Annotated in this window: 25 protein-coding genes; 13 read left to right on the top strand and 12 right to left on the bottom strand. The window is 64.8% G+C overall.

What is annotated here, in order from left to right:
• Positions 1 to 273 precede the first annotated feature (273 nt).
• Positions 274 to 669, top strand: a complete 396-nt coding sequence (locus tag DIZ26_RS37265) for a hypothetical protein (protein ID WP_157979526.1) — start codon at positions 274 to 276, stop codon at positions 667 to 669.
• Between the two features lie 2 nt (positions 670 to 671).
• On the opposite strand, the gene DIZ26_RS37260 is transcribed toward DIZ26_RS37265, so the two are convergent.
• From DIZ26_RS37260 to DIZ26_RS37245, 4 genes are read right to left on the bottom strand one after another with little or no spacing between them, the layout of a single operon-like run.
• The gene (locus DIZ26_RS37260; protein WP_157979525.1) at positions 672 to 1,142 is read right to left on the bottom strand and encodes a hypothetical protein; all 471 of its coding nucleotides are present in this window, start codon (positions 1,140 to 1,142) and stop codon (positions 672 to 674) included.
• The gene (locus DIZ26_RS37255; RefSeq protein WP_157979524.1) at positions 1,135 to 1,986 is read right to left on the bottom strand and encodes a hypothetical protein; all 852 of its coding nucleotides are present in this window, start codon (positions 1,984 to 1,986) and stop codon (positions 1,135 to 1,137) included. Before DIZ26_RS37255 ends, DIZ26_RS37260 begins: the two co-directional genes overlap by 8 nt.
• A 24-nt stretch (positions 1,987 to 2,010) precedes the next feature.
• Positions 2,011 to 3,018 carry a sensor histidine kinase gene (locus DIZ26_RS37250; protein ID WP_157979523.1) on the bottom strand — a complete coding sequence of 336 codons (1,008 nt, stop codon included), beginning with the start codon at positions 3,016 to 3,018 and terminating at the stop codon, positions 2,011 to 2,013.
• On the bottom strand, positions 3,015 to 3,209 hold the full coding sequence (locus tag DIZ26_RS37245; RefSeq protein ID WP_157979522.1) for a hypothetical protein: 195 nt from the start codon (positions 3,207 to 3,209) through the stop codon (positions 3,015 to 3,017). Before DIZ26_RS37245 ends, DIZ26_RS37250 begins: the two co-directional genes overlap by 4 nt.
• A 268-nt stretch (positions 3,210 to 3,477) precedes the next feature.
• On the opposite strand from DIZ26_RS37245, the gene DIZ26_RS01350 reads away from it, so the two are divergent.
• Complete coding sequence (locus DIZ26_RS01350; protein ID WP_112236804.1) at positions 3,478 to 3,813, top strand: hypothetical protein; 336 nt, start codon at positions 3,478 to 3,480, stop codon at positions 3,811 to 3,813.
• Between the two features lie 90 nt (positions 3,814 to 3,903).
• On the opposite strand, the gene DIZ26_RS01345 is transcribed toward DIZ26_RS01350, so the two are convergent.
• The 5 genes from DIZ26_RS01345 to DIZ26_RS01325 all read right to left on the bottom strand — a co-directional run bounded on the left by DIZ26_RS01345 (position 3,904) and on the right by DIZ26_RS01325 (position 8,943).
• Complete coding sequence (locus DIZ26_RS01345; RefSeq protein WP_112236802.1) at positions 3,904 to 4,098, bottom strand: hypothetical protein; 195 nt, start codon at positions 4,096 to 4,098, stop codon at positions 3,904 to 3,906.
• Positions 4,099 to 4,319: 221 nt separating this feature from the next.
• The gene (locus DIZ26_RS01340) at positions 4,320 to 5,840 is read right to left on the bottom strand and encodes a recombinase family protein (RefSeq protein ID WP_112236800.1); all 1,521 of its coding nucleotides are present in this window, start codon (positions 5,838 to 5,840) and stop codon (positions 4,320 to 4,322) included.
• The gene (locus tag DIZ26_RS01335; RefSeq protein ID WP_232828079.1) at positions 5,773 to 6,831 is read right to left on the bottom strand and encodes a YifB family Mg chelatase-like AAA ATPase; all 1,059 of its coding nucleotides are present in this window, start codon (positions 6,829 to 6,831) and stop codon (positions 5,773 to 5,775) included. The genes DIZ26_RS01340 and DIZ26_RS01335 overlap by 68 nt, the downstream gene beginning before the upstream one ends.
• Positions 6,831 to 7,187 carry a YraN family protein gene (locus tag DIZ26_RS01330; RefSeq protein ID WP_112236798.1) on the bottom strand — a complete coding sequence of 119 codons (357 nt, stop codon included), beginning with the start codon at positions 7,185 to 7,187 and terminating at the stop codon, positions 6,831 to 6,833. The genes DIZ26_RS01335 and DIZ26_RS01330 overlap by 1 nt, the downstream gene beginning before the upstream one ends.
• Before the next feature lie 136 nt (positions 7,188 to 7,323).
• Positions 7,324 to 8,943 (bottom strand): APC family permease, encoded by a 1,620-nt coding sequence (locus tag DIZ26_RS01325; protein ID WP_112236796.1) that lies wholly within the window; start codon positions 8,941 to 8,943, stop codon positions 7,324 to 7,326.
• Between the two features lie 136 nt (positions 8,944 to 9,079).
• Between DIZ26_RS01325 and DIZ26_RS01320 the strand changes: the two genes are divergently transcribed.
• Together DIZ26_RS01320 and DIZ26_RS01315 are read left to right on the top strand one after the other, a co-directional pair.
• Positions 9,080 to 10,024: a tyrosine recombinase XerC gene (locus tag DIZ26_RS01320; RefSeq protein WP_112236794.1), complete on the top strand. Its 945-nt coding sequence runs from the start codon at positions 9,080 to 9,082 to the stop codon at positions 10,022 to 10,024.
• A gap of 31 nt (positions 10,025 to 10,055) precedes the next feature.
• Complete coding sequence (locus DIZ26_RS01315) at positions 10,056 to 10,535, top strand: RrF2 family transcriptional regulator (RefSeq protein ID WP_112236792.1); 480 nt, start codon at positions 10,056 to 10,058, stop codon at positions 10,533 to 10,535.
• Positions 10,536 to 10,702: 167 nt separating this feature from the next.
• Here the strand turns inward: DIZ26_RS01315 and DIZ26_RS01310 are convergent, their stop codons facing one another.
• Positions 10,703 to 11,671 (bottom strand): M23 family metallopeptidase, encoded by a 969-nt coding sequence (locus tag DIZ26_RS01310; protein WP_112236790.1) that lies wholly within the window; start codon positions 11,669 to 11,671, stop codon positions 10,703 to 10,705.
• Positions 11,672 to 11,956: 285 nt separating this feature from the next.
• On the opposite strand from DIZ26_RS01310, the gene rpsB reads away from it, so the two are divergent.
• From rpsB to DIZ26_RS01280, 6 genes are all read left to right on the top strand, one after another.
• On the top strand, positions 11,957 to 12,928 hold the full coding sequence (rpsB, locus tag DIZ26_RS01305) for a 30S ribosomal protein S2 (protein ID WP_112236788.1): 972 nt from the start codon (positions 11,957 to 11,959) through the stop codon (positions 12,926 to 12,928).
• A 140-nt stretch (positions 12,929 to 13,068) separates the two neighbouring features.
• The gene (gene tsf, locus DIZ26_RS01300; RefSeq protein ID WP_112236787.1) at positions 13,069 to 13,887 is read left to right on the top strand and encodes a translation elongation factor Ts; all 819 of its coding nucleotides are present in this window, start codon (positions 13,069 to 13,071) and stop codon (positions 13,885 to 13,887) included.
• A gap of 47 nt (positions 13,888 to 13,934) precedes the next feature.
• Positions 13,935 to 14,696 (top strand): UMP kinase, encoded by a 762-nt coding sequence (pyrH, locus tag DIZ26_RS01295; protein ID WP_232828078.1) that lies wholly within the window; start codon positions 13,935 to 13,937, stop codon positions 14,694 to 14,696.
• A 164-nt stretch (positions 14,697 to 14,860) separates the two neighbouring features.
• Entirely contained in the window at positions 14,861 to 15,415 is a 555-nt protein-coding gene (frr, locus tag DIZ26_RS01290; RefSeq protein ID WP_269815366.1) for a ribosome recycling factor, read from the top strand.
• On the top strand, positions 15,415 to 16,248 hold the full coding sequence (locus tag DIZ26_RS01285; protein WP_112236783.1) for a phosphatidate cytidylyltransferase: 834 nt from the start codon (positions 15,415 to 15,417) through the stop codon (positions 16,246 to 16,248). Before frr ends, DIZ26_RS01285 begins: the two co-directional genes overlap by 1 nt.
• Before the next feature lie 20 nt (positions 16,249 to 16,268).
• Entirely contained in the window at positions 16,269 to 16,859 is a 591-nt protein-coding gene (locus DIZ26_RS01280; protein WP_112236781.1) for a GNAT family N-acetyltransferase, read from the top strand.
• Here DIZ26_RS01280 and DIZ26_RS01275 read toward each other — a convergent pair.
• Positions 16,849 to 17,880, bottom strand: coding sequence for an MsnO8 family LLM class oxidoreductase (locus DIZ26_RS01275; protein ID WP_112236779.1), 1,032 nt, complete (start codon positions 17,878 to 17,880; stop codon positions 16,849 to 16,851). The genes DIZ26_RS01280 and DIZ26_RS01275 overlap by 11 nt on opposite strands.
• A 273-nt stretch (positions 17,881 to 18,153) precedes the next feature.
• Between DIZ26_RS01275 and DIZ26_RS01270 the strand changes: the two genes are divergently transcribed.
• The 3 genes from DIZ26_RS01270 to rlmN all read left to right on the top strand — a co-directional run bounded on the left by DIZ26_RS01270 (position 18,154) and on the right by rlmN (position 21,674).
• Positions 18,154 to 18,906 carry a C39 family peptidase gene (locus DIZ26_RS01270; RefSeq protein ID WP_232828077.1) on the top strand — a complete coding sequence of 251 codons (753 nt, stop codon included), beginning with the start codon at positions 18,154 to 18,156 and terminating at the stop codon, positions 18,904 to 18,906.
• Between the two features lie 97 nt (positions 18,907 to 19,003).
• Entirely contained in the window at positions 19,004 to 20,512 is a 1,509-nt protein-coding gene (locus DIZ26_RS01265) for an alpha/beta hydrolase (RefSeq protein ID WP_112236777.1), read from the top strand.
• Positions 20,513 to 20,552: 40 nt separating this feature from the next.
• Positions 20,553 to 21,674, top strand: a complete 1,122-nt coding sequence (gene rlmN / locus DIZ26_RS01260; protein WP_112236775.1) for a 23S rRNA (adenine(2503)-C(2))-methyltransferase RlmN — start codon at positions 20,553 to 20,555, stop codon at positions 21,672 to 21,674.
• A gap of 108 nt (positions 21,675 to 21,782) precedes the next feature.
• Here the strand turns inward: rlmN and DIZ26_RS01255 are convergent, their stop codons facing one another.
• Positions 21,783 to 22,523: an alpha/beta fold hydrolase gene (locus DIZ26_RS01255; RefSeq protein WP_112236773.1), complete on the bottom strand. Its 741-nt coding sequence runs from the start codon at positions 22,521 to 22,523 to the stop codon at positions 21,783 to 21,785.
• Between the last annotated feature and the right edge of the window lie 2 nt (positions 22,524 to 22,525).

Here is a 22,525-nt window from a genome sequence, read left to right as displayed (position 1 = left end):
TAGCGGCTCAGCTCTTTGTGCTCACGCTTTTAGTCTGGACACGGATGCGTTAATATTGATTGCAGAATGCGTCGCCACGAGCATATGCCACCATTTGAGAATGAACCGAACTGGGAAGACCGCGAGAAGTTCGGTCCGTTTGGGTACCAGCTTCCGTACATGGCGAATGTGTATGCGAGTGGCTGGGACCTGGATCAAGTCACGCGAGCGCGTAGGGATGAGTGCAACAACAATCCTTACGTTGAAACGCCTGAAGGTATATACGATGAGCCAATGCGCAGCTTCAGTTTGAGTCATGTGAGTGCTGCTGCACGACATTTGTTCCGTAGCCCGCGAGATGGACACAGGGTGTTCGCCGCGGAATTTCTCGCAGCTAAACAGAATTATGTTCTGCATCGGATGGAAGATTCGCGAATCCGTATGACTGACGTCGATCTTACGTCGGGGCCGCTCGATCCAGATTTCGAGATGCATACCTGGATATTGGCATTGGAAGTAGACAGCTCCGCCGCCGTGCTGAGACAGTACCGGGACTTCCTTGCAATCTTAGCTGACGACAATGATGCACGCGCTTATGTTTCATCGAATCTGCGTGTTGGCGATTTCGAGCCACTCCTTGATGCTGTATATACGCGTATGAGAGCAGCTGTGGAAGGCCGGAGGGAGTAGCCCTATTTCAAGGTGGTGCAGCTGCCGTACAAGCTGTCGGCAGGATCATCGTGACATGCAAACTCGTGGTAGCCATAACGCTCGTAGCTAGATCTAGGTTTCTGTGTCCAGTCCTTCAGGTTTAATGGTCCGCATCCGATATTGACCCCCCACAGTTGACCGCCCCGAATTACAGAACTGAAGCGCGCAACTGACGGGTCCGCGGGATCCCGCTCGGGATCTGCAAATGAGCCGATGTCGCGGCCTTCTTTCACGTAGATTCCCTGGACCGGTGCACCAGATAGGCAGCGCACAATGCCGGCAACCTCATATGGCTGACGATTGATCACCTGCCAGAATAAGGCAGTCGCCAAGCTGGAGATGGCAACAATCACTATTATCGAGGTGGTAGTACGGCGCTTCGCCGCAGCTCGCTGTTCCGCACGCCGAACGCGATACTGATCGGGCAGACGTTGGTCGATATCGTTAATCATTTGAGGGCTCCTGAAGTTTCGCCCACGGGTGTCCATCGGGTGGATATCGACGCATGACTACCTGGTCTAAGAAGAACTCCCAGTGCATTTGCGCGTAGCTATACACGACGCTAACTGGCCCACTATTATTCCGCTCCGAAAGACTATGGAGAATCTTGATCTGGTCGTACATGGCGCCGGTATAGCCATTGATCCGTTGCACATTGAGGCCCAGTCCCTTGATCACATTCTGTTCCCTGCTGATACCGAGGGCGAACATTCGCCAGACGCCGTACCACTTTGGATCCTTAAAGATTGTGTCGTGGATAGACTGATCAAGCGGAAGGCAGGGCTGGATGATTGCATCTGCATAGGCCCGATTGTCATATGCTTTCCGAATTGCTCCCAGCAGGCTTCCGGTCTCCGATCCTGATGTACGCGGCACGGCGGGTGCAGATTTTGAGCAGAAGCTGCGGACGCCGAGCTTTTCGTGTGCGTAAAACACTTGGAGCGTCCGATTTTCATCCATAATTGTCCAGACAACGATACCTGGACGAACAGGGCCAGAGCCTCGATTCAATCCAGGCCGGCGCGAATACTTGCGTGCATCCGAGATCACCTGAAGCCCGCTCGATAAGAAGGTGGTATCACTGGTCAATGAAACTTTGCCAGCTTTGATGCGCTCAGTGTAAAGATTCCGTTCGTCTCGAAATGAGAGATCGGTGACGACGACATCAAACTGCTCGGACTGCAAGTATCTGCTTGCCTGACGCGGGTCGTGGGCGTGTGTAATTGCAAGACTCGGCTCAGCCTTCAGTAGTTCTGCAGCCTTGAGATGCGCGATGTCTATCTCGTCTTCGACCATTAGGACCTTCATAGGCCGGGCGCCCTATTCGTCTTCATACAATGGGATCCATATCTCGATACAGGTTGTGAACTCCTTTGACTGGCGTCTAATGAGGTCGCCACCCCGCAGGCGAGCTCTCTCGCGAAGATCGTGCAGGCTTTTCGAGGGATCATCAAGGATGCTCTCATCCAACCCAGGGCCGTCATCACAGACCTGCATGATGAGCAGCTCGTCATTGATTACTCGAGCATCGACCTCCATATGTCTGGCGGAGGTTTGTGCTATGACGTTTCGAAACAATGCTCCGATTGCTCCGTTCAGGAAGATTCCCAGCTCCTGGCTGACATAGATCGATCCCATTCTGCGTATGTCAACCCTGTCGAGTAGATCTACTACCTGCGCGAGGTTTCGGCTAATTATATGTGGCAGCGACACTTCTCTTTGCGCAAAAGTGAGTCGATCGCGCTCGGCGCTGACGATTAATATGAGGGCTTGGAGCTTTGCGGCAACTGCACTGTCTTCGCCACGTTGATAATGCAGCTTTACTGCATCGAGCGTGGTCTGGACGTTGTCATGCAGAGTCCGGAAGATTTCGGTATACGCCTCTTGTTGTGCGCCAACCTGTGCATCTGCAGCATCCCGAGTGATGCGTCCGAACATCAGCCCACCTATATAGGCCAGCACGTATCCTGATGCTCCGTTGGCCCAGCCCAGCCAGTTTCCAGAGTTCAGATCTCCATTGATTCCCACCATTATTGCGATCGGTATAGCAGCGACCACGACTACAAATAGTGCGCTTGCTGCCGGGCGAAGACGGTCGTAGGCAAGCCCGAGCCATGGGTAGAAGGCAAGAAATACGATTGGCGGTAGCGGATAGCCACACAGTTGGAAGCACGCCGAGCTTGCCCCGTACTCGCCAATTGGAACGAGCCCGGCCATGACGAGTGGGATGAGCAAGGCGGCGCCGACCCAGAGCCAGATCCAAACGCCACCATTGAAGAACGGTCCGCCATAGCGAAAGGCAACGCGGGCCGCGATGAAGTGGATCATTGCGATGATGAGGAGAGCCAGCTGACCGTGGGGTTCACCTTGTCGAGGAAGCTCGTGACGATGATCCAGATGCCTTGCGTGAACAGTAGGTAGCTCTCGGCGCGCCTCACCAGAAGACGTGTTGTCTGTTCCTTGCGGGTGTGCCACATTCTGAGCGGTCTCGGCGACGGCTCGTCGGAGATAACGGTCATCTGGAGTCCCCACCCCCCATCTCGATACTCAGAGTAAGCGACGGTGCTCCCGTCCGGGAGTACCTGAACCGACTAACGGTCACCACACCGGGGACCGGTCAGCTACGACTTTTGTCGTGTACGGCGCTGCACCTGGCTGGTCGCATGGAATCCATCGGCGTGACGAATCGTCGACGAGATCTCGGCTCGCTTGGAGCATGCGCCGAGCTGACAGATGGGACAGTGCGAGATGAGACGGAATCTGGCGAGGATCACAGGTGCCCTGGCTGTGGGAGCTCTAGCGACGTTCGGGCTTGTCCAGCCGGCGTCTGCGGACACGAAGAACGTGACGATCACGGTCAACGACTGGAACTGCATGCTCGATGGGCGCTACCAGGGCACAATCACGGGTGCGTTGATCGAGGTTGTCCCGGGTAACAACCCTCCTGCGAAGTGGGAGGGGCGCAGTCGGAACGTGAACGTGATCTACCAGCCCAGCGGATCACGAGTCGCGATCGCCATCCAGATCTTCTGCAAGACCACCTGGTACGGGGCTGGGTACTACCGCACGATCTCGACTGGGCGATGGGTCGACAGGAATACCAGCTCGGACTGGCAGGTGTAGGTAGCTACACAAACGGGGGTGAAGGACCGGCGATGGCTCAACGCCGGTCCTTCGCGTATTGGGGTCAGGTGATGCTGGGGAAGGCAGAATCTACGATGCTGGCGCCTCGCGCTGCTTCAGCTTTTCGATCTCGATGCGCAACTCAAAAGTCTCTTGGGCGCGACGTCTTTCTACCGCTTGGGTCTGCATTGACAACACGTAGTAGGCGCTGATCTGAGCGATGCCTAGAACGACGACGGCCGTGAGAAGTGGCCGGTCAATAGTCTGCTTGGTTTTATAGTTCATTTTGATGCTCCGATTATGCTGCACATCGATTTAATCATGAGAGACGCAATGGCATCAAGTCGCGGTGGACGGAAATGATCGAGTGGCGCATAATGGGAAGTAGATGAATGGAAAAAATCTACAATCTGAGTTAGCAATGTGGGTCGCCGTGTCGTCCAAGTCGAGTGCTGTCCCTGAGAAACTCCGAGACTCTGACGTTGTCGCTCAGCTTGTCATCTTGGCTAATGCAGCCAAACAATTTCGACGCACGCCGGATCAAAGCGTCGACCGTTCCAGGTCGCCCCGCCTGGACGTGACGGATGTATCACAACCTTCTCAACGAGCAGCTTAATCACGGTCCGACGCCACTCTGGCTCATTCGCCTCCCAGTGCTCACGTAGGGCTCCCTCTGTTGGAAGGATCGCGGCAGCGTTCGCGTCTTGGAGTTTTCCAAGCGCAGTTTGTGTGCTCTCGATCTCGGCATCAAGCGTGTCACGCATAAAGTCGAAGTCAGCTTTTGTGTGCTCGCCCAGGCTGTACTCCCGTAGTAGGACACTACGGCGCTGGCGATGTTCGGTGAGTGTCCTGATTAGCTGGTTGACCTCCGAGCGGTCGTCAGTCGGCGTGAGTGCTCGGTTCACTTCCGGCGAATCGAAGCGATACAGAACAGCCTCGGTCACGAAGGCGTCCAACGCCTCGGCGTCGCGGAAGATCTTTCCGCAGCCGACTATCGCACCGTGATTGTCTCTAGGGCGGCAGTTGTAACGCCGCTGATATCGATTTGGGAGTTGCCGACCGCCGCCGCGAGCAGCGTTGCCGCAACGGCCGCAGTAGGTGAAGCCAGTGAGAAGGTAGCTGCGTCCTTTGGGCTGTCCGCGGCTGGCCCACGGCGCGGCCGCATCCCGGAAGCGGGCCAGCAGGAGCTCATGCTTCTCTCGACTGATGAAGCCAGGCCAGGCCGCCCGGTACGCGGTCCCGTTGTGTACCAGAGTGCCATGCTGCTCTTGGTCCTCCGGATCGAAGATGACATACCGCTCTAACGTCAAGGTTCGCTTGAAGTTGCCGATCGCCCACTCCTTGCCCTCTGGCGACGGTATGCCTTTTTTGTTCATGGAGTGCACGATGCTGAGCTGCGGTTCGCCGGCAATCACGCGATCAACGCACTTAAGCCAGTTCTCCTTCTCGTCTTCGATGACCGCAATGTTGATCCGGCCTCGGTTGATGATGACGTCGTTCTCATCTCGGATTGGGCCTTCGTAGCCATAGGCCTTCTTACCTCCGAGGTACAGCCCTGCTTGAGCCTGTGCCTTTTTCTTGCGCTTCTGTCGCTTCGAGATCTTGGCCGACTCAAGCATGGCGTTGTTGACGGCGCCGATAGCTGCATGGATGCCTTCAGGAGTCGAGAGGTCATAGCCGATACCGTCGGTGGTCCAGATGCCGCGCAGTCGCGTGGTCTCAGCCAGCTTGATCAGGTCGAGCAGTTCCTCGATCCGCCTATATAGACGGGTCATCTCGGTGACGACGATATACTCAACTTCGCCGCGCTTGATTGCGGCGATCAGCTTGTCGTACTCGTCGCGAGGTTTCTTGCTGAACTTCGAGGCGGAGATGTCGTTGTCTTTGAACTTCAGCGAAACTTGACCGCCGCCGTCCTCAACAAACTCCAGTCCTTCTGCGAACTGAATCTGCGCATTTTCACTCAGGCCTGAGCGGTCTTTGCTTAGGCGTGCATAGAGGGCAATGAGATGAGATGGTAAAAACATCACGGTACGTATTCCTTACATCACTAATTGTAAGGATGTATAGACAATTTGTCGAGTCGTCGATGAAGAGGATGCCGCGGTGCGCGCAGCTGATGGCGCCGGGGCGGGGCATGCCTGAGCCGCCGCCGACCAGGCTGGACAGCGACGCGGTGTGGTGCGGCGCTATGAAAGGCGGCCTGACCACGAGCTCGGCGTCGCCGGTGAGTAGCCCGGCCAGTGAGTGCACCGCCGATACCTCGAGTGAGTCGTCTGTGCTGAGGTCAGGCATCAACCCAGCAAGGCGTTCGGCGAGCATCGTCTTGCCCGAGCCGGGTGGGCCGTGCAGGTAAAGGTGGTGCCCGCCGGCCGCGGCTGCTTCGATCGCGCGGCGGCCCTCGTGCTGACCGAGCACGTCGTCGAGGTCGACCTCGGGAACGCGGGTCAGCGATTCGGAGAGCAGCCGAGGCTCTGCCCGCGGTGGATCTTCGTCAGGAATCTCGACACCACGAAGAATGGCGAGCACCTGGCGCAGGGAACGCACGCCGTACACCGCGATGCCGGGCACCAGCCGGGCCTCGCCGGCGTTCAGTTCCGGGACCACGATCCGGTCGAAGCCGGAACGCGCTGCGGCCAGCGTCATTGCGAGGGCGCCGCGCACCTCGCGGACCCGGCCGTCGAGACCGAGCTCCCCGATCATCGCGGCTTGTCGGAGCCGGTCGCCTTCGACCACACCGGCGGCTGCCAGCAAGGCGCACGCGATGGCGACGTCGTAGTGTGAGCCGGTCTTCGGGAGGGTGGCGGGGGAGAGGCCGATGGTCACCTTGCGGTCGGGGAATCGCTCGCCGGAGTTGACGACTGCCGCGCGTACCCGATCTCTTGCCTCCGACAACGATGTGTCCGGTAGGCCGATCAGGGTCGTCTTCGGCAATCCTTGCGCAATGTCGGCCTCGATCTCGACGAGGTGACCTTCCAGGCCGACCAGGGCGACGGACCACGCCTGGGCGAGTGGCATCAGGCCACGCCCTTGACGTGATCGATGGTCGGCCGGCCACCGTGCGGGATCAGGACGGCGACCACATCGATCCGGATCCCGCCCGGCCGGGTGCCGTGCTGGCTGAGCCAGCGGCCGGCCAGGTTGCGCAGTGTCGCCAGCTTGCGGTAGGTGATTGACTCCAGCGGCGAGCCGTAGTTGAGCCCGCGCCGGGTCTTCACCTCGCAGACGACCAGGGTGTCGCCGTCTCGGGCGACGATGTCGATCTCGCCCTGCTCGCAGCGCCAGTTCCGCTCCAGAATGGCGAAACCGGCCGCTGTCAGATGTTTCGCGGCGAGATCCTCGCCGTACTGCCCGATTGCTTGTGTGGCTCGCATCGGTGACCACCTCCGGCTAAGAACATGCCGGGATCGACGCCGATTTCAGCTGCGAGTTCGAACCTGTGGAGAACCCGCGAGTTCGAGGCTGTGGAGAATTGTCAGTCGGATAGCGGTCGCCTGCGCGGCCGGGCGGTCAGTTGCGCATGTGTTTGCCGCGCGTGGGCTTCGGCGGCGTACGGATCGCTCGGAGTTCGGAGGTGTCGGAGTCAGTGGGCCGGATCGCCTGCAGGCCGCCACTGCCGGGATCGGTGTCGCCGATCTCGAAGTCCCAGCTCTCCTCGTTGGCCAGCCGGCTGTGCCAGCGACCGTAGAGGCCGTAAACGGCGAGTCCGAAAACCATCCAGACGATGAACATCCACCAGGTGCTGGTCTTCAGGTTCAGCATCAGCCACAGCGTCGCGCCAAGCGAGAGCAGTGGGACGAGCGGGACCATCGGCACCCGGAAACCGCGCTCGAGGTTGGGCTCGGTTCGCCGGAGCCTGAGCACGCCGACCGCACAGAACGCGAAGCAGAACAGGGCACCGATGACGAGCAGCTCTTCGAGGTCGATCACGTTCGGGTAAAGCGTGAGGATCACGGCTGCGACACCCGCCGCACTCGCGGCGCGGGCAGGGGACGAGTAGACCCGGCTGACCCGGCCGAGGCTCTTCGGCAGCAGCCCGTCACGACCCATGTTGAACAGAACCCGGCTCTGCGCGATCAAAACCACCATGATCACGGTCATCAGAGCGAGCAAGGCACCGAGGTTGACCACATCGGCGGCCCAGCCGATCCCGACCGAGTCCATCGCCTCGGAGACCGGAGCCGGTCCGCCCAGCTGGCCGTAGGGCCGTAGACCGACGAGGACGACGGCCATCGCGACGTACAGGATGGTGACGGCGCCGACGCCGAGGAGCATGCCTTGCGGGACCGTCTTGCGCGGGTTGCGCGCGTCCTCGGAAGCGGTCGCGATCAGGTCGAAGCCGATGAAGGCGAAGACGATCGAGCTGGCGGCGGTGAAGATGCCCATCACGCCGAACGTGCCGAACGAGGAGTCCACGATCCAGCTGAGCAACGTCGGGCTGGCCGTGGCCTGGGCGGCGCGGCGCATCGGGATGAACGGGTGGTAGTTCGCCCAATTGATGTGCGTGGCGCCGATGATGACGACGAGCAGGATCACGGCGACCTTGGCCGCCACGACGACGGTCAGCACCCGGGACGACAGCTTCGTACCGGTGACGATCATCGCCGTCAACAGCAGCAACAACAGTGGCGCGACCAGGTTCACCTTGGCGTCGGGGCCGAAGAACTGCGCGAGGCTGTGAGGCAGGGTGACGCCGAAACCGTCCAGGGTCGCCAGGAAGTACGCCGACCAGACTCGGGCCACGATCGCGGCCGCGGTGACGAGTTCGAGCACGAGCGCCCAGCCGACCAGCCAGGCCCACATCTCGCCGAACGTCACATAGCTGAACGTGTAGGCGCTACCGGAAACGGGGATGGTCGAGGACAGTTCGGCGTAGCAGGCGGCCGCGAGCACGCAGACGAGCGCAGCGATCAGGAACGACAAGATCACGGCAGGACCGGCGACGGTCGCCGCCTCCTTGCCGCTGAGGCTGAAGATGCCGGACCCGATCATCACACCGAGGCCGAGCACGACTAGGTCGCGCCGGCCGAACAGGCGTGGCAGACGGTGCCTCGCATCCTCGACTCGAGTGAACGCCGACTCGACCGGCAGGCGCCGGCCTACGGTCTGTCCGTTCGCTGAGGGGGCCATGGTCAGGGGTGCCTCCGTTGCTACTAGGGCAATCGGGCCGAACAGTAGTCGACCATTGGTCTACGGGCCAGACCTCCTGTGTCTCGACTCCGCGCGGTGGCTTGCGATGCCGGGGCCACTCCCGCATGGTCGAGTCATGGCGCCGGACGAAGTCAGTGAAATCCCTGCTCTGTCAGAAGATTTCACTGCGTTACTGGCTGACTACGAACGGCACTTGACGGCGGAAAGAGACCTCAGCAAACACTCGGTGCGAGCGTACCTCGGTGATATCGCGGACCTGCTGGACCATTTGACTCGGCTTGGTCACGATGCTGACTTGAACGGACTCGACATCCGCGGCCTGCGCTCCTGGCTCGCCAAACAACAGAGTCTCGGCAAAGCGCGCAGCACCATGGCGCGCCGCGCGACCGCCGCCCGGGTGTTCACCGCGTGGGCGCAGCGGACCGGTCGCATCCAGACCGACCCCGGCGCGCTCCTGGCCAGTCCCAAGCCCCACCGGCCCTTGCCCGGCGTGCTCGGCCAGGCCGATACCCGTGCGGTCCTCGACGCGGCCGCCGTCGCGGCCGATGACGGCAGCCCGGTCGGACTGCGTGATCTGGCCATCATGGAACTCCTCTACGCCACCGGCATCCGGGTCGGAGAACTCTGCGCGCTCGACATCGACGAGGTGGACTCCTCCCGCCGGGTGGTCCGCGTCTTCGGCAAGGGCCGCAAGGAGCGATCAGTGCCGTACGGCGTACCGGCGGCCGCCGCGCTCGAGACCTGGATCCAGACGGCCCGGCCGAAGTTGGCGCAGCCGGGAAGCGGGCCGGCTCTGTTTCTCGGTGCGCGAGGCGGGCGGATCGATCCACGGACCGTACGCCGAGTGGTCCACGCCCGGATCGGCGCCGTCGACGCACCGGATCTGTCACCGCACGGCCTGCGGCACACGGCGGCAACGCACCTGCTCGAGGGAGGTGCCGACCTCCGCAGCGTGCAGGAGTTGCTCGGACATGCGTCGCTCGCGACCACGCAGGTCTACACCCATGTCTCGGGGGACAGACTGCGACGCGCTTACGAACAAGCCCATCCACGCGCCTGAGGAAGGCCCCGGATAGGGCAGACTGCGGAGCATGCGGGTTTCGGCGAAGTCTGACTATGCGTTGCGAGCGCTGATCGAGATCACTCAGCGCTGGCTGGCGAGCGACCCCACGGTGGTGTCCGCCGAGGAGCTCAGTCGTGCACAGGGGATTCCGCACGGCTTCTTGCAGGGCATCCTCGCCGATCTGCGCCGGGCCGGGGTGTTGTCCAGTCAGCGTGGTCAGTCGGGCGGCTGGAAGCTTGCGGTCGATCCGAACAAGATCTCGGTCGCCGACGTGATGAGGGCCGTCGACGGGCCGATCGTGAGCATCTCCGGGGTACGGCCGGAAAGCGTCGACTACAACGAACAGGCCGTCGTCTTGCAGCGCGTGTGGATTGCCGCTCGTGCGAGTCTGCGTGACGTGCTGGAGCACACCACGCTGACAGATCTTGCCAAGGGCAAGCTTCCTGCCGGCGTCGAGCGTCGCTCGCGTGACGAGGACGCCTGGCAGGCGCGGGTTCAGGGCAGCTGAGACCGCCGCGGGCGGACGCTTGGCGGTTGACTTCGTCGCGGTTTCGCTGGCAGGTGCTGGCAGCAGTTGGTCGGAGGTGTCGGAAATGCCGTCCGGCCCGCGAGGATCCGTGGTCGACGAAATCGTCGGTGACGAGTTCGTCGAGGCAGTCGGGCTGGGTGGGCTCATCAGTGGCGCCTGATCAGGAGGCCGGCGGCCAGGGTCAGTGCGGCTGAGATGCCGACGACGGCTGCGGAGACTGAGCCGGTACCGCGGTCGTGGCTGGGGTTGGCGAGCACGGGGTTGACGGCTGGGGGAATGGCTGTGAGCTGCGGTGGTGGATAGCTGTGCGCTGGCGCAGCGGTGGGCTGGGTCGAGGGTCTGCGGCGCGATGGATTGGCGGTGTCTGGGGTCGGGGGATCGCTGGACGCTGGGTGCGTGGCTTCGGGTGAGCTGGGCGTGAGTGCGTAAGCGTGGAGCGAGTGCGTGTTCGTGGCGGTGGCGCGTGGTGTGAGGGGGAGTAGGCGCACCGGGCGAGTGGTGAGGAGTGTCAGGGGGTTCAGGTAGGTGGGACCACGGCGTAGGCCCCAGTGGAGGCAGGTGCGCGGTGGGCAGTGGGTGCCTGCTGAGGAGAGGGTGCCTAGTTGGTCACCGGGGGCGACGGTCGCGCCGAGGTGGGTCGTGGGGATGACGGGCTCGTAGGTGGTGCGGAGTGGGCCGTTGGTCACTACGACGACGCCGCGGCCGGCCAGCGGACCGGCGTACGTGATGGTGCCGGCGGTGGCCGATAGGACTGGCTGGCCGGGGGAGCCGGACAGGTCGAGGCCTCGGTGGCCGGGGAGCCAGGGTTTGGCGGGCAGCTCGAAGCCACGGACGATTGCTGGGCGTGGAGTGAGCGGCCAGACGGCAGACGGGTCGGCGCCGGGTGGTGCGGCGGTGGCGGGCGGCGGCAAGGCGAGGGCGACGGCGGCGGAGGTCGAGAGGGTGGCGAAGAGCGCGATCAGCCGGGCGACGGCGGAGGTCGAGAGGGTGGCGAAGAGTGCGATCGGCCGGGCGGCGGAGGTCGGGAGGGGTGTGAGGAGCGGGACCAGCCGGCGCGCGGCGGGAGGGGCGGTGTGGTGGGGACGGCGGATGGCGGGCTGCTGAGTTGGCTTCATGCTTGGAATGTGCCGCGGAATGGGCCATGAGCGGGGTGTGGATTGTGGGGTTGTGGACGAGGGAAGGGCCGGTTCGACCTGGCGGCCGGTGTCCCGTAGACTTTTGGTGGCGTCCCACGTGAGTGGGTCGACTACGCACGCCTGCATAACCCCGAACCTCCTCGGTCCCGGCTCGCCGGGTGGAGGGTCGTGGCGGGCGTCAGGCGCGGCGGACCATCCGGTCCGGCGCGGGACAACCGAACATGCACCGGCTCGGGTGAGCCGGCGCGACAGGAGGAACACCTCATGGCCGTCGTGACCATGAAGCAGCTGCTCGAGAGCGGCGTCCACTTCGGGCACCAGACCCGTCGCTGGAACCCGAAGATGAAGCGATTCATCTTCACCGAGCGCAACGGCATCTACATCATCGACCTGCAGCAGTCGCTGTCGTACATCGACCGCGCCTACGAGTTCGTCCGGAGCACCGTCGCCTCCGGCGGCGCGATCCTGTTCGTCGGCACCAAGAAGCAGGCCCAGGAAGCGATCGCCGAGCAGGCGACCCGGGTCGGCATGCCGTACGTGAACCAGCGCTGGCTGGGCGGCATGCTCACCAACTTCCAGACCGTCAACAAGCGGCTCCAGCGGCTCAAGGAGCTCGAGCTGCTGGACTTCGACGACGTCGCCGCCTCCGGTGTGACGAAGAAGGAGCTGCTGCAGAAGCGTCGCGAGCACGACAAGCTGCTCAAGACCCTCGGCGGTATCCGTGACATGGCCCGCGTTCCGGCCGCTGTCTGGATCGTCGACACCAAGAAGGAGCACCTCGCCGTCGACGAGGCGCGCAAGCTGAAGCTGCCGATCATCGGCATCCTGGACACCAACTGCGACCCGGACGAGGTCGACTTCCCGATCCCGGGCAACGACGACGCGATCCGTTCGGTCGGCCTGCTGACCCGCGTGGTCGCCGACGCCGTCGCCGACGGGCTCATGTCGCGTGGCGGCCAGGGTGCTGCCGCGGCCGGCGAGGAGCTGGGTGCCGAGGAGCCGCTGGCGGCCTGGGAGCGCGAGCTGCTGGAGAGCCAGAACGGCGCCACCACCGGGGCCAAGGCCGACGAGGCCCCCGCCGCCGAGGTGAAGACCGAGGACGCCCCGGCCGAGGCCAAGGCTGACGAGGCTCCGACCGCCGAAGCCGTCGAGACCCCGGCAGCCGAGGCCACCGAGGCCCCGGCCGCGGAGGCCACCGAGGCTGTCGACGCCGAGGCGCCGAAGACCGAGGCCTGATCGGCCCGTCACCGCTCGGCGCACCCGCCGGCTCCCGTACTACGGACAGCCGGCCCGGGCGCCGGGCGGTGACAGCCACCGGCGCAGGCCGGTCGGCGAACCCACCAGCTGACGCACCACTGAAGACGAGAGAACGAGGAATGGCGAACTACACCGCCGCTGACGTCAAGAAGCTCCGCGACGCAACGGGCGCGGGCATGATGGATGCGAAGAAGGCCCTCGAGAGCACCGACGGCGACTTCGAGAAGGCGATCGAGGAGCTGCGCATCCACGGTGCGGCCAAGGCCGCCAAGCGTGGCGCCGAGCGCTCCGCGACCAACGGCCTGGTGGCCGCCGCGGAGAACGCGATGATCCAGCTCAACTGCGAGACCGATTTCGTCGCCAAGAACGAGCAGTTCCAGCAGCTCGCGGCCGACATCGTCGCGCACGCCTCGGCCAGCAAGGTCGACGACGTCGAGGGTCTGCTCGGCGAGAAGCTGGCCGACGGCAAGAGCGTCGCCGAGAACATCGAGGCCCTGGCCGCGGTGATCGGTGAGAAGCTCGAGCTCGCCAAGGTCGCCGTCTTCGACGGCAAGGTCGCGGCGTACATGCACAAGCGTGCCGCCGACCTGCCGGCCCAGGTGGGCGTGCTGGTCGAGTTCGAGGGCGACAACCTCGACGCCGCCCGCGGCGCGGCCATGCAGGCCGCCGCGATGCGCCCGCAGTACACGACCCGTGACGAGGTTCCGGCCGAGACGGTCGAGACCGAGAAGCGGATCGCCGAGGCGACCGCCCGCGAAGAGGGCAAGCCGGAGCAGGCGCTGCCGAAGATCATCGAGGGCCGGGTGAACGGCTTCTTCAAGGAGGTCGTGCTGCTCGAGCAGGCGTCGGTCCAGGAGAACAAGAAGACCGTGAAGGCCGTACTCGACGAGGCCGGTGTCACCGTCAAGCGGTTCGCCCGGTTCGAGGTCGGGGCCTGACGGTCGCGGTAGCAAAAGTCAACGCAGTCGACGAGGAGGCCGGAATCGTGACGGAAACCCTGGGTACCGAGACGAGTCCGGCCTCTTCGCCGTCCGCTCCGGCCTATCACCGGGTACTGCTGAAGCTGTCGGGCGAGGTGTTCGGCGGCGGCAAGCTCGGCGTCGACCCCGACGTGGTGAACTCGATCGCCAAGCAGATCGCCGAGGTGGTCCGGGCGGGCGTCCAGGTCGCCGTCGTGGTCGGTGGCGGCAACTTCTTCCGCGGCGCGGAGTTGCAGCAGCGCGGGATGGAGCGCAACCGCGCCGACTACATGGGCATGCTCGGCACGGTGATGAACTGCCTGGCGCTGCAGGACTTCCTGGAGAAGCTGGGCGTCGAGACCCGGGTCCAGACCGCCATCACGATGGGCCAGGTCGCCGAGCCGTACATCCCGCGCAAGGCCGACCGGCACCTGGCCAAGGGCCGCGTGGTGATCTTCGGCGCCGGCTCCGGGATGCCGTACTTCTCCACCGACACGGTCGCCGCCCAGCGCGCACTGGAGATCGGTGCCGAGGCGCTGCTGATGGGCAAGCAAGGCGTCGACGGGGTCTACGACTCCGACCCGAAGACGAACCCCGACGCGGTCAAGTTCGACCAGCTCTCGTACGACGACTTCCTCGCTCGCGGCCTCCGGGTCGCCGACGCGACCGCGATCAGCCTCGCCCGCGACAACGCGCTCCCGATCGTGATCTTCGGTCTGGAAGAGGGCAACATCGCCCGCGTCGTCCAGGGCGAGAAGCTTGGCACGGTCGTCTCGCCCGGGCAGTAGGCGCGCGGGTCGCGGCCGAAGCGAGCCCGGCCGAAGCCGCCGATCGTCGTAAGCACTAAGATCACGGCCAACACACGGGCTGACGTCCGTGGTCTGGTAAACCAGCGTTCGTAGGGTTGGAGCGGCCGCACCGATGCGGCCTTGAGGAAGCGAGGATTGTCGTGATCGACGAAGCACTCCGCGATGCCGAGCAGAAGATGGCGAAGGCCGTGGAGGTCGCCAAGGACGACTTCGCCGCGATCCGCACCGGCCGGGCGCACCCCTCGATGTTCGCGAACATCGTGGCGGACTACTACGGGTCGCCCACCCCGTTGCAGCAGCTGGCGGGCTTCCAGGTCCCCGAGCCGCGCACCGTCCTGATCTCGCCGTACGACAAGGGCGCGATGGCCGCGATCGAGAAGGCCATCCGCGACTCCGACCTCGGCGTGAACCCGGGTAACGACGGGTCGGTGATCCGGGTCGTGATGCCGCAGCTCACCGAGGAGCGCCGCAAGGAGTACATCAAGGTCGCGAAGACCAAGGGCGAGGAAGCCAAGGTCTCGGTGCGGAACATCCGGCGCAACGCGATGGATCAGGTGCACAAGACCGTCAAGGACGGCGGCGCGGGCGAGGACGAAGGAAAGAGTGCTGAGAAGCGGCTCGACGGGTTGACGAAGAAGTATGTCGACTCCATCGACGCGCTGCTCAAGCACAAGGAAGCCGAACTGCTCGAGGTGTGATGGGCGTCGACCAGAGCACGCCCGCACCGAGCCGTGCCGGGCGCAACCTGCCCGCGGCGATCGCGGTCGGTGTCGGCCTCGGTGCGGTCATTCTCGGTTCGCTCTTCTGGCAGAAGTTCCTCTTCATCTTCGTCGTGCTGGCTGCCGTCCTGGTAGCCGTCGACGAACTCATCCGCGTCTTCCACAACAGCGGCGCGAAACTGCACCGGATCCCGTTGTTCGCAGGGACCGCCGCGATGGCGGTCGCCGCGTACTTCGGCGGTCCGCTCGCGCTGCTGGTCGCGATGGCGCTGACCGTGCTGGCGACGATCTTCTGGCGGATGCCGGACGGTTCCGCCGGATTCGTCCGCGATGTCACGACCGCCACCTTCCTGATCAGCTATGTCCCGCTGCTGGCCGGGTTCGCGATCCTGCTGGTGCAGCCGGAGCACGACGGGCCGGAGCGGGTGGTGACGTTCTTCCTGGTCGTGGTGGCCAGTGACGTCGGCGGGTATGTCGCCGGGATCCTGTTCGGTAAGCACCCGATGGCGCCGACGATCAGCCCGAAGAAGACCTGGGAAGGTTTCGCCGGCTCGACGCTGGGCTGTATCGGCGCCGGTATCGCGGCCGTGGTGTGGCTGCTCGACGGGCACTGGTGGGTCGGCGCGATCGTCGGCGCGGTCGCGGTACTGACCGCGACCATCGGCGACCTGGCCGAGTCGATGATCAAACGCGATCTCGGGATCAAGGACATGTCGAACCTCCTGCCCGGTCACGGCGGCGTGATGGACCGGCTGGATTCGTTGCTGGCAACGGCTCCCGCGGTCTGGCTCCTGCTGCACCTGCTGGTCTGACCGCCTGGTTTGATGGGCACATGACGACAGCCCCTGACGGCCGGTCGCTGGCCGGAGACATCGTCCGACTCGACCAACTGGTTGCCGACGACATCGAAGCGCTGTACGCCGCGATCGGCAACGAGCAGGTATACGCCGGTGGCTTCGGCGGCGGCGTCGCCGGAATGCCCGCCGACGCCGACCAGATGCGCGAGGACTGGGTGGCGGGCGCGACGAAGCGTACGGCGTACGTGGTGCGGTTGGTCGGGGACGGGACAGTGGTCGGTACGTCGAGCCTCGGTGATGTGGATCTTCACAACGAGTCGGTGCACCTCGGCTGGACCGCTTATGCGCCGTCCGTGTGGGGGACCGCGGTCAACCCCGCCAGCAAGTTTCTCCTGCTGCAGCACGCGTTCGAGGACTGCGGGTTCGGCCGGGTCAAGATTCAGACCGGTTTGACCAATACGCGTTCGCAGGCCGCCATTGCCAAGCTGGGCGCGACGCGTGAAGGCGTACTGCGTCGGCACAAGCGGCTGGCCGACGGTTCGTTCCGCGACACCGTGGTGTTCTCCATCCTGGCCGACGAATGGCCGGACGTTCGCAAGCGCCTCCAGGAGCGCATCAGCGGCTAGCGAGACTCCGCAAGCCGGCAAGCTCCGCCAGTTGCCGGTACGACGCCAGTAGGTCGCCGCGGTCGTAGGTGTTCGTGGTCAGCAGCACCTCGTCCGCTCCCGTTTGCTGCACGAGACCGCCGAGCAAGGAGTCGACCTCTGCAGGCGTGCCGTAGAGCTGCCCCTTGAGTGACTTCTCGAAGATTTCACGCTCCTTGGGGGTCATGTCGAGCCGCAGTACCTCGTCGACGGGCAGCAGCGGCGGGAAGACACCCCGCGTACGTGAGTAGGCAGTGGACCAGGCCTCGGGCAACAAGAGTCGTCGAGCATCGGCAGTGGTCGCAGCAACAGCAACGGTCGCCGCCAGTACGACGTACGGGCGTTCTGCCCAGGCAGATGGGCGGAAGGTCGAGCGGTAGCGGTCTAGTAGTGCCAGTAGTTCTTGCTCGCCCTTGACGCCGGCGATGACCAGTGGAAGACCCAGCGACGCGGCAAGGAGCGCGCCCTCGCCGATTGCCAGCACGTACGCCGGTACGCGCAGGCCCTCGCCAGGTCGCGCGTGCACCTGCGGGTGGGCCTGCTGAGTGCCGGTGAAGTAACCGAGGAGCTCTTGTACCTGTGCCGAGAAGTCCTCGGCCGCGTCCTTCTCCACGCCGAGCGCTCGGCGGATCCCGTTCGTGAAGCCGACCGATCGCCCTAGGCCCATGTCGATCCGGCCGGGAAAGAGCGACTCCAGTACGCCGAACTGCTCGGCGACCACGAGCGGCTGGTGATTCGGCAGCATCACGCCGCCCGTGCCGACCCGGATCCGACTGGTCGCAGCGGCCACGGCCGCCGCAAGCACCGTCGGCGCCGAGCCGACGACCCCGGGAACGCTGTGGTGCTCGGACACCCAGAAGCGGTGGTAACCGAGCTCCTCGACCTGCTGAGCCAGCCGGACCGTCCCGCGAAGCGTCTCCGCTTCGGTCTCGCCGGACCGGGTCCGTGAGCGATCGAGGACGGACAGGGGCACACCGGCGAGCAACGGCTGGGGGAGGTCCATGATGCAGAGTCCAACGGCCCGCTCGGGACCTCCATTCCCTGCCGCCCGCGGAACCCTTTCGATTGAGGTCGAAATGTTGCTGTCAATTTTTGACGCGATCAGTAGGTCGCTTGTCAGGGGTTGACATGGCTCTGACCTGCGGAAACGTCGGCGAACTGGTCGCGGACAGTGCCTGAACGGGCGCGAAGAGTGGGTTTACAACCCTCGGCCGCAGGTCTGCACTGGGCTTTGGCGGTGACCGCGCCGGTCGCCGTTCGAGGCTGAGGAGCTGACATGCGAAGTCACCTGATCCGGCCGCCCGTGAGGCTCGGGAGGCGTACCACGACGAAGTTCAAGGCCGCAGCATGCGGTCTGGCCCTGGTGGCTGGAGTGTCGATGCCGTCGGCGCTCGCCACCGCGGCTCCGACCGCGACCACCGTTACGGGAGCGCCTACCGCCCTGGGCACTCCCCAAGCGGTGCAGGCCGCCAATGCCGCGGCGGCAGCGAAGAAGGTGCCGGCCGGGACGAACTCCACCCAGAGTCTGCGGACGCTGAGCATCCAGTTCCAGTACCAGCAGACCGGCTACTGGTGTGGCCCGGCCGCGACCAGGATCGCGCTCTCCGCGCGCATCTCGCCGCCGAGTCAGCAGCAGTTGGCCAACGAACTGCCGACCACGACCAACGGCACCGACTGGATCGGCCAGGTCACCCGGGTGCTCAACAACCACCTCGGTACCGGCTGGTACGAGACCAAGGAGATGCCGAACGATCCGCCGACCCAGGCGCAGCGCGATCTGCTCTGGCGGGACGTTGTTCTCGACATCAACAACAACTACCCGATCGTCGCGAACATCGTTGCCCCGGCCAACAACCACCCGCCGGGCTACCCGAACTACACGATCTACCACTACTTCACCGTGATCGGTTACGACACCAGCGACTCGACGGTCCTGATCGCCGACCCGGCCGGCTTCGGCCCGGCCACCTACTGGCTCACCTTCAACCAGCTCGCCACCCTGATCCCCCCGAAGGGCTACTCCGCCTAGCGGGCACCGAGCGCCCCGCAGTACGAGCCTGTACTGCGGGGCACCGGGTGCGGTCGCGGGATTGTGAGAGGTTTGTTTCGAGAGTAATCTCTCAGATATGACCGAATGGGTGGGGTACCTGGAAGTCGACGGCCTACGCCGGGTCGTCATGATGACCGGAGAGCTGGTTCCGGACGGGGTGGTGGAGTTCGCCTTCCCGGCCGAGCGGATCTTCCGGCTGGAAGTGAAGCTTGCCGAGCTGCGGGGTGAAGTGGTGGCTCGCGGCGAGACCATCCGCTTCGGGGGGCAGCGAGACGAAGAGACCTTCGTTGGCACGTGTGAGACGGACAGCGGGCAGGGCTTCATCGAGCTGCACCGGGTGCACCTGCTGAGCATTGGCGAGTACCGGAAACTGAGCGCGCAGTACGAGCTGGAGAACGGTCGGCGCGTCTCCGTCTTCGTCAACGCCGACGAGTTCATCGGGACGCCGACCCTCTTCTTCGCCGAGCGAGATCGGTTCGTCCGGCTCTATCCCAGCGCGAAGGGACTGTTCTCTGAGGACGGCGAGTGGTTGGAGCTGAGCACGCGCACAGAGGGCTGGGTCGACGAGGACGTGACGATCGACGGACCGGGCGGCAAGCTCGCCGGCACGCTGATGTCGCCGCCGGGGCCCGGCCCGCATCCGGCCGTCGTGATGGTTCACGGCGCTGCAGGCGGTCTGCGGGACTACTACCGGGCGTTCGGCGAACAGTTCGTGCGCAACGGAGTCGCGGCGCTGGTGTTCGACCGTCGCGGCTGGGGCGAATCGGCAGGGGATCCGCCGTCGACGTTCGCTGACAAGGCCGACGATGCCGCGGCATGGATCGAGTACCTGCGAACCCGGCCGGACGTCGAGAAGGTCGGCATCTGGGGATTCAGCAACGGCTCGTGGGTCGCGCCGCTGGTCGCCGCGCGCGATCCGCAGGTCGCCTTCGTCTGCGTCATCGGAGCCGCCGGGACGACAGCGCTGGAGACCGAGATTCACCGACGGGCGTGCGATCTGCGCGGCCAAGGGGTGCCGGAGGATCAGATCGGGTGGATCCGCGAGATGTGGCGGATGATCTTCGCGGCCGATCTCAGCCACCAGCCCGACGAGGACCATCGGCGCCGGTACGACGAGCTGGCGCCGATGGTTGCCGCGAGCACCGAGCTGCGGGGGATCACCCTGCAGGAGTACGCGATCCAGGAGCCGACGCTCGGACCGGTGCCACCCTGGGCGTCGTACGACGAACTCCTCGCCGAACTGGGTGAGCCGGAGGAAGCCGGCGACCTGTGGACCTGCGATCCGGTCGACTCCTATCGCCTGATCGAGGCGCCGGTCCTCTTCCTGGTCGGCGTCGACGACTCCAATCTGCCCGCAATCCAGAGCGCCGAACGGGTCGGACGAGCTCTCGAACACAATCGCGGGTCGATCGTCGTTCTCTTCCCGAACACGGGTCACGCGATGAACCTCGGCCGCCTGGACGCGATCGGGATGAGCGACGAGGAGGCGGGCTACCGGCTGCACGACTACCGCTTCGCGAGCGGCTATCTGGACCTGATCGAGCACTGGATCCGGACCCGGGTGACCGAGCACACGGTGATGTGAATTTGTGAATGGGGGTGGCCCGGGGCGACAATTGAAGGCGATGACTACCTCCCTCCCCCTTGTTTTCGATGAACCGCGCCGTGCCAAGAAGCCGCCGCGGCATCTGGCCGACCTCACCGGCGAGGAGCGGCGTACGGCGGTGACCGCGCTGGGGGAGCCCGCGTTCCGGGCCAAGCAGTTGTCGAACCACTACTTCAGCCGGCTGACCGACGACCCGGCGCAGATGACCGACCTGCCCGCGGCGACGCGGGACAAGCTGGTCGCCGAGTTGATGCCGCCGCTGCTGACCAAGGTCCGCGACCTCGAATGCGACAACGGCACCACCCGGAAGTCGCTCTGGAAGCTGCTCGACGGTTCGCTCGTCGAGTCCGTACTGATGCGCTACAAGGACCGCACCACGATGTGCGTCTCGAGCCAGGCGGGCTGCGGGATGGCGTGCCCGTTCTGTGCGACTGGCCAGGCCGGTCTGACCCGCAACATGAGCACCGCCGAGATCGTCGAGCAGGTCGTCGACGGCGCTCGGGCGCTGGCCCGCGGTGAGATCGCCGGCGGTCCGGGGCGGGTCAACAACATCGTGTTCATGGGCATGGGCGAGCCGATGGCCAACTACAAGGCCGTGATCGGCGCCGTACGCCGGTTCACCGAGCCGTCGCCGGAGGGTCTCGGCATCTCCGCTCGCGGGGTGACGGTGTCGACCGTCGGCCTGGTGCCGCGGATCAACCAGCTGTCGACCGAGGGCATCCCGGTCACGCTCGCGCTGTCCCTGCACGCACCGGACGACGAACTGCGCGACGAGCTCGTCCCGATCAACAACCGCTGGAAGGTCGACGAGGTCCTCGACGCCGCCTGGGGCTATGCGGAGAAGACCAAGCGCCGCGTCTCGATCGAGTACGCGATGATTCGCGACATCAACGACCACGCCTGGCGTGCCGACCTGCTCGCCGAGAAGCTGCGCGCTCGCGGCGACTGGGCCTGGGTGCACGTCAACTTGATCCCGCTGAACCCCACGCCCGGCTCAAAGTGGACCGCCTCCGACCCGGCCGACGAGCGCGAGTTCGTCCGCCGGTTGCAGGCGGGCGGGATTCCGACGACCGTCCGCGACACCCGCGGCCAGGAGATCGACGGCGCCTGCGGCCAGCTCGCCGCGTCCAACAAGGCCTGACGTCCTCCGACCGGAATTCACCGTCCCCCGGATCGGTGAACGTTACGACCGTGCCGCGGTCTCCGCCGCGGAAGTCGACCAGTTTCTTGCCGTAGCCGAGAGCTGACGTCAGCGATCCAGCAGCGCAGCAAGCAGTTCCTCGGGCGTCTCCAGTTGCGGCAGGTGGCCGGTGCGGGGGAGCGCCGTGAACGTCGAGCCCGGAATCGCCGCGGCGAACGCCCGCCCGTACTCCGGGTCGGCGATGCCGTCGCTCTCGCCCCACAGCACGTGCACCGGGATCTCGATCTCGCCCAGGCGCTTGCCGAGCGTCGGATCGACCATGGCCGGACCGGTGTAGCCGATGAGCGCCAAAACGTCCGGGCTCGGCCCTGTCGTTCCGGCCGGCGGCACCGGAGCCTTGCTCGGATCGTGGAAGGACAAGGCCCGGAGGTCGGCCACCGACAGGCCGCTGACGTCCGTGATCGGGTGATCGTCGACCTCGATACCGATCGCGTCGACGATCACGGCTCGGCTCACTCGCGGGCTGTGCTGGAGAGCGATCTCGGCGGCCAGCCAGCCGCCGAAGGAGTTGCCGATCACGGTCACGTCGGTGAGGTCGAGCTGCTCCAGCATCGCGACGTACACGTGCGCCAGTTCGACGACGCTGGTCAGCGCCTCGGGTTTCGCCGTACCGGCGAAGCCCGGATGGGTGGGCAGCAGCACCCGGGAGTGGGTGCGCTCGGCCAGCAGGTCCGCGAAGCCGACCATGGTCGCGACGCCACCGCCGCCGTGGAGTAGCAGATACGGACTGGTGCGGTCGCGGTCCCGGATGGTCAGCTCGACCGAGCCGTCAACGGTGAGTGTTGTCATGG

The sequence above is a fragment of the Kribbella monticola genome, from assembly GCF_003261635.1.
In the GTDB taxonomy this organism is placed as follows: Bacteria; Actinomycetota; Actinomycetes; order Propionibacteriales; family Kribbellaceae; genus Kribbella; species Kribbella monticola.
The sequence above is the reverse complement of the archived record's forward strand: the minus strand, read 5'-3'. Positions and strand labels throughout refer to the sequence as shown.